Origin of the sequence: Pseudomonas sp. LFS044, assembly GCF_047978245.1 — a bacterium.
Lineage (GTDB): Bacteria > Pseudomonadota > Gammaproteobacteria > Pseudomonadales > Pseudomonadaceae > Aquipseudomonas.
Genome location: NZ_JBFPFX010000082.1, coordinates 1 through 310, shown reverse-complemented (window position 1 = coordinate 310; position 310 = coordinate 1). Strand labels below are relative to the sequence as shown.

General features: G+C 60.0%; 1 protein-coding gene. It reads right to left on the bottom strand.

The genetic code is table 11. The features are described from left to right. Window positions 1-310, bottom strand: a 310-nt coding sequence (locus ACNQPL_RS26710) for an EF-Tu/IF-2/RF-3 family GTPase (protein WP_416468392.1), incomplete at both ends; no start/stop codon positions are given.

The window sequence follows — 310 nt, the reverse complement described above, 5'->3', positions numbered from 1 at the left end:
GGTGAACTTGGTGTGCGGCTTGACCGAACCTGGCTTGACCAGAACCTGGCCACGCTCAACGTCGTCACGCTTGGTACCACGCAGCAGAACGCCGCAGTTCTCGCCAGCACGACCTTCGTCCAGCAGCTTGCGGAACATCTCAACACCGGTGCAGGTGGTGGTGGTGGTGTCACGCAGACCAACGATTTCCAGGGCGTCCTGAACGCGGACGATACCACGCTCGATACGGCCGGTAACAACGGTACCACGACCCGAAATCGAGAACACGTCTTCGATCGGCATCAGGAACGGCTGGTCGATGGCACGAACT